This is a genomic window from Mycobacterium sp., assembly GCF_035499775.1.
GTDB lineage: Bacteria > Actinomycetota > Actinomycetes > Mycobacteriales > Mycobacteriaceae > Mycobacterium.
The window spans coordinates 1-3,744 of the sequence record NZ_DATJYB010000158.1; the positions used below are offsets into that span (position 1 = coordinate 1).

The 3,744-nt window shown below is 65.7% G+C and carries 6 protein-coding genes and 3 pseudogenes; 5 read left to right on the forward strand and 4 right to left on the reverse strand.

The window, feature by feature from the left end; genetic code table 11:
- Positions 1-308 (reverse strand): IS110 family transposase (locus tag VML93_RS10640; RefSeq protein WP_414686328.1); only part of this gene is annotated, 308 nt, incomplete at its 3' end.
- A gap of 219 nt (positions 309-527) precedes the next feature.
- Between VML93_RS10640 and VML93_RS10645 the strand changes: the two are divergent.
- Positions 528-761, forward strand: a pseudogene (locus VML93_RS10645) (transposase); the annotation flags it as partial.
- Between the two features lie 52 nt (positions 762-813).
- Positions 814-1,131: pseudogene (locus VML93_RS10650) on the forward strand (transposase); the annotation flags it as partial.
- Positions 1,132-1,514: 383 nt separating this feature from the next.
- Here VML93_RS10650 and VML93_RS10655 read toward each other — a convergent pair.
- Positions 1,515-1,787, reverse strand: a complete 273-nt coding sequence (locus VML93_RS10655; protein ID WP_325610368.1) for a hypothetical protein — start codon at positions 1,785-1,787, stop codon at positions 1,515-1,517.
- 27 nt (positions 1,788-1,814) lie between these two features.
- Positions 1,815-1,952 carry a hypothetical protein gene (locus VML93_RS10660; protein ID WP_325610370.1) on the reverse strand — a complete coding sequence of 46 codons (138 nt, stop codon included), beginning with the start codon at positions 1,950-1,952 and terminating at the stop codon, positions 1,815-1,817.
- 190 nt (positions 1,953-2,142) lie between these two features.
- On the opposite strand from VML93_RS10660, the gene VML93_RS10665 reads away from it, so the two are divergent.
- From VML93_RS10665 to VML93_RS10675, 3 genes are all read left to right on the forward strand, one after another.
- Positions 2,143-2,550 (forward strand): hypothetical protein, encoded by a 408-nt coding sequence (locus tag VML93_RS10665; protein ID WP_325610371.1) that lies wholly within the window; start codon positions 2,143-2,145, stop codon positions 2,548-2,550.
- A 160-nt stretch (positions 2,551-2,710) separates the two neighbouring features.
- Positions 2,711-2,926, forward strand: a complete 216-nt coding sequence (locus VML93_RS10670; protein ID WP_325610372.1) for a hypothetical protein — start codon at positions 2,711-2,713, stop codon at positions 2,924-2,926.
- The gene (locus tag VML93_RS10675; RefSeq protein WP_325610374.1) at positions 2,927-3,262 is read left to right on the forward strand and encodes a type II toxin-antitoxin system PemK/MazF family toxin; all 336 of its coding nucleotides are present in this window, start codon (positions 2,927-2,929) and stop codon (positions 3,260-3,262) included.
- Between the two features lie 168 nt (positions 3,263-3,430).
- Here the strand turns inward: VML93_RS10675 and VML93_RS10680 are convergent.
- Positions 3,431-3,744, reverse strand: a pseudogene (locus VML93_RS10680) (hypothetical protein); the annotation flags it as partial.

Here is a 3,744-nt window from a genome sequence, read left to right on the forward strand (position 1 = left end):
CCGGCATCGATCTTGTCGGTCTTGATGCGGGCATGGGCGATCGCCTTTACCTGCAACGGATTGGCCACCATCACCCGCGCCACATAGGGCGTCAGCACCCGCACCGCCGCCATGGCGTTGCCGGTCGCCTCGACGACGACCTCGTCCTCCTTCGCCAGGCTACGGCCGAACCCCTCCAGCCCCGCGCGGGTCATATCCACCCGCCCGGCCGGGCACAGCCGACCATCCTCCCAGATGACCACCTCCGCGAAGGTGCGGTGGATGTCCATGCCGATCACGCGCCGCATCTGCTGCTCCTCCCTCAACATGGTCGATGGGAGCAGTGGGCAACACGACACCTACGGATCCGCGCTCTCGGCGCAACCGGGCAGGTCGCAGGGGCGGCCAGCTACTAACGCGAGCTCTCGGCTCATTGAATAGAACGACCTGCCCACTTTCCGTGCTCCCGGTGCCCCTCGTCCCGGATGGTCGCACCATACGCCAGGAGTGAACCGTTCCCAGCCAGACGAGCGGGCACCGCGGTCCTCATACACGATACCAACCCATTGGAGCGGTTGAATAAGGAGGTGAAGCGCCGTGCCGACGTCGTCGGCATCTTTCCCACCGAGGGCGCCATCATCCGGCTGATCGGCGCCGTCCTGATGGAGTGCAATGACGAGTGGCAGCTTCAACATCGCTACATGCAGACAGAGGCGATGGCCGAATTCACACCGCCGATGATCGACGACGTGCACACCCAGATTGCCACCGCTGCCGAATGATCCGTGGCCGCCTCAGCTACACCGGAATTTCCACCACATTGACGGACACGACCAGCCGAAGCCGACCAGGTACTGGCTCGCCACACTGCCCGAGACCACCAGGTTGCGCGCCCTGGTCAGCCTCGCCAAGCTGCGCTGGCGCATCGAGCGCGATTATCAGGACCTCAAGCAGGAACTCGGTCTTGGCCACTACGAGGGCCGCGGATGGCGCGGCTTCCATCACCACGCCACGCTCTGCATTGCCGCCTACGGCTTCCTGATCGCCGAACGGGCGACGATTCCCCCCTTGGCAGAGTGGCGACCGCCACTCCTCTCGGCACCTGCCTTACCCCAAGGTTATCGACCCGATGGCACTGCCGATCCGGCCTGAACGTTACGTCGCCACCTCAATGACCACATCGCGCACCGCCATCGCCCGCGCGCCCGCCCGTCGTTTACGGCGCTGTCCATGCTGCCAACGATCATCAAACGCTCGGCCGTGTGTGACACAGTAAGACTAGAAGGATTGGACTCTACTGACGCCGAGCGCAGCCACGCGCTCGCCCATTTTTACACGACAACAGGATGCGATGAAACGGCGGTTTGCAGAGGTGGCCGCGCGGATCCGCGTCAGGGCAGCGCAAGGCCGGGCCAAGCGGGGGCGGCCGCTCTCCAGCGGCCACGCCTTTCCAAGAACCCCGGTCCCAGCGGGTGCGAGTCTCCGTGAGGGACGAAAGGGACAGGTTTGCGAATGGTGAACCGCCAATATCAGGGCTATTTGAAGCAAAAAACAGATTTAGGTAATTTCGCGAAGAATCCATTGATCCAGAACGGAACGGCATGCTGTAGAGCGTCTCCACGCCGGCGCTGATGCGCCTGGATCACCTCGGGCTGGCCGGCGCACTGGAAGACGCTGCCGGCGCCATTGCCTGCCTCGACCAGGCGCTCGCCGGTCACCCTTTGCAGGCGGCCTTCCTCCACCGGGCCCGGCTGGAGGCGGTCCGGCGCCATGCCGCGGTGGACGGGACTACGATCGACCCCTGGCATCTCGTGGCGATGCTGGAGGGGCTGCGGCTACGCATGGACCCCGCCCTGCATGTCGTCGACCGCAGCGCCATCTTCGACGCTGCCCGCACCGCCTTTCGTCTGCACCAGTGGATCACGGCGCCCGACTTCGATCAGGAAGGGGCGGTGCAGGCGGCAGAGCGCCATCTCGCCGCCCGCCCGGCGCTGGGCGCGCTGCTCGGCGCCGCGGTGCCGCTGACCGGGGCGCGGGCGATGGGCTCGGAGGAGATGACGGACGGGGAGGGGACCGATGGCACGACACCCTGGGAAGCCCGCTTCCTTGCGGCGCTGGCTGCGGAGGCACGGGACTTCGCTGTCAGCGGCCGTCGATGTCCTCGTGGCGGCACCCCTGCTGTCGGCGACCTCGCTCGCCGGCATCCTGGGCATGTCGGTCAAGGGCGCAACCGGGCTGCTGGACGGGTTCGCGGCGGACAGGATCGTGGTGGAGGTGACGCACCGGGCCAAGCGGCGGCTGTTCGGCCTCGCCGGTTTGGCCCCGCTGCGTGACGGCACCGCCGCACCGCGCCGGCCGGAGCCTGGGCGGGGCCGCGGCCGGCCACGGCGGCTGGTCGAAGATCCCCAGACGACCGAACCCCCTGCCCCGAGCCTGCCCCTGATCGGCCGGTTCGATCGGCCGGTGATCGACTACGGCGCACTCGAAGCCGCCATCGCGGACTGCGAACAGGCGATCCGGGCAACCCGGCAGGCGCTGGACCGATTCGTAACCGACCGGCAGGTGCGGTGAGGCAACCGGACCTTGGTTGCCGCGGCCGATCCTGACAAACGGTTCCCGCCACAGCGGGAGAGCGACCCGTGCTCACTGCCGACCCGTCCCGGCATTGCTTCCCTGCGTGCGCGGCTTCCGGGAAAGCGTTAGTATCTGCATGCAACCAGGGAATACGCCCGTGCAGCAAATCGTTCTCGACGCCGAGGTCGGCGAGATCCCGGCGGAACTCGCCCGCCGCGGCATCGCGGCACACACCAGGGTTCACGTCACCGTCGAATTCATCGACGAAAATCTGCCGATGGCGCTCATTGCGCGAGCCGGCAAGGCCTTCGACTGGCTGGCCGAGGAGCCGGATCTCTATTCCGACTCCGACCTTGTTGAACGCGCCCGCTGAGTGTTTCCGTTCGGCACCATCGTTCTCACCCGGTTTCCGTTCACCGATCTGTCCGGGGACAAGCGCCGCCCCGCTCTGGTCGTCTCGTGGGATAACGACCGCCGAAGCGACCTTGTTGTGGCTTTCATCACGTACGTGCCACGAAGCGGACCAGATATGGCCACGCTTGATGCCGAGCCCGGCACCGGACTTAAGGTCCCGTCCGTTGTGCGGTTCGACAAGCTTGCGACCCTTGATCGCTCCATCATCGTTGGCAAACTGGGCGATGCGCCCGCAAGCTGGCTCGCGGCAAACCGCATAGTGTTCTTCGACGTGTTCGGCTTTGGACAGCCCTGATCCGCCTTGCGGACGTTGTGTGCGGATTCAGACGATCGGTACCTCGCACCGGGCCGGCCGGCACGATATCGACGATTCCGCAGCACCCGCGCGGTTGCCGCGCGAACTCGACGCCAGTGATAGCGACCGATCGGCATCCCGGAAGCGCAGTTCGAGTGACCCCAGAGATCAGTCGGCCGCCTGCTGTGTTGCCACATGCTGACCGAAGCGTGGCATCACCTGCTCCGCGATGAGCTGCATCGAGCGGCGATGGAGTTCCGGCTTGTCCCAGTCCTTGTGAGTGACAAGCAAAGTGCCGAACCAGCCGATCTCGTCCACCAGCGTCACCAGATGATCGAGCACGCGCTTCGGGTTGCCGGAGATCATCATCATCTCCAGCATCTTCGGCACCGTCAGCTCGGAATCAGGCATCGTGTCGTCGGGCTTGAAAATCTGGGTCATCTTGTAGGTGGCGAGATTGTCGCGGAGGTACCTGTAGTACC

Excerpts from the sequence above, each read along its gene's own strand:
- VML93_RS10660 (WP_325610370.1), bottom strand. The coding sequence starts at position 1,952 with ATGGCGCTCTGCCGCCTGCACCGCCCCTTCCTGATCGAAGTCGGGCGC.
- VML93_RS10655 (WP_325610368.1), bottom strand. The coding sequence starts at position 1,787 with ATGCCAGGGGTCGATCGTAGTCCCGTCCACCGCGGCATGGCGCCGGAC.